Genomic DNA, 877 nt, shown 5'->3' with positions numbered 1-877 from the left:
GCCGGACGCATCTTTTTCCAGTCTAACCCGGCCAGAAGCGCCATCAACTGGGCGTGGTCGAGACGCATGCGCGCGGCCGATATCGCAGACCAGCAGAAGCTGTGATCTTCCAACGTTTTCGAATAAAGGCAAACCCCGCTGCCGTCCCACCACACGATGCGAACCCGGTCCGCACGCTTCGAACGGAATACGTGAAGCGCCCCCGAGAACGGGTCCAGGCCGCCGTCCCTGACCAGCGCCATCAAAGATGCCGCGCCCTTGCGGAAGTCGACAGGCTGGCACGACACGTAAACCACCACACCGGAAGCGATCATGCCTTGCGAACCGCGCGGATGATCCTCGCCAGGCGATCGGAATCAACATCGCCGCCGGCGCGCACCACGGCATCGCCAATGACGATTTCCACCGTGCCGCTGCCCACCGCTTCAAAGCGCGTGAACTTCGCCGGCTTGCTCGCTGCCTCCGTCAGTGGCGCAACCATGCCCGACGAAAGCGCCTTGCGGCGCCACCCATAGAGCTGCGAGGGATCCAGCCCCTCGGAACGCGCAACCGCCGACACATTGCCCCCTGGCGAGAACGCTTCGGCGACAAGCCGTGCCTTCTCGTCTTCCGACCGATGGCGCGGCTTGCGTCGGGACGGCACAGGCTCCGCCGTCAAAATCTCGAATGTTCGATGATGGCTCATACTGTCGCTCACAGGATTCTCCGCATGATTCATGCTGAAAATGAGCGATCAACCGCCTGCACGCTACGTGGGGATGCCTACGCGCTTACAGACAAATCACGAGGCGATCATTTCCTGCGATGCTGAACACCGTTTGCGGGATCGATCGCGGTTCTCACTGAAACCAATCCGAATCCGCAAGAGCAAGTATCT

At 61.3% G+C, this 877-nt stretch carries 2 protein-coding genes and 1 pseudogene; 1 reads left to right on the top strand and 2 read right to left on the bottom strand.

Features of this window, described 5'->3' with window-relative positions; genetic code table 11:
* Nucleotides 1–314 (bottom strand): IS66 family insertion sequence element accessory protein TnpB (gene tnpB / locus ACFFNA_RS39335; RefSeq protein WP_378925677.1); only part of this gene is annotated, 314 nt, incomplete at its 3' end.
* Nucleotides 311–697: a transposase gene (locus ACFFNA_RS39330; protein ID WP_095090644.1), complete on the bottom strand. Its 387-nt coding sequence runs from the start codon at nt 695–697 to the stop codon at nt 311–313. The genes ACFFNA_RS39330 and tnpB, both read right to left, overlap by 4 nt.
* 76 nt (nt 698–773) lie before the next feature.
* Between ACFFNA_RS39330 and ACFFNA_RS39325 the strand changes: the two are divergent.
* Nucleotides 774–877 (top strand): annotated as a pseudogene (locus ACFFNA_RS39325) (IS6 family transposase); the annotation flags it as partial.

The organism is Mesorhizobium kowhaii, from assembly GCF_042431665.1.
Classification (GTDB): Bacteria; Pseudomonadota; Alphaproteobacteria; order Rhizobiales; family Rhizobiaceae; genus Mesorhizobium; species Mesorhizobium kowhaii.
Note: the sequence above shows the minus strand (reverse complement) of the source record. Positions and strands in the feature narration are given on the sequence as shown.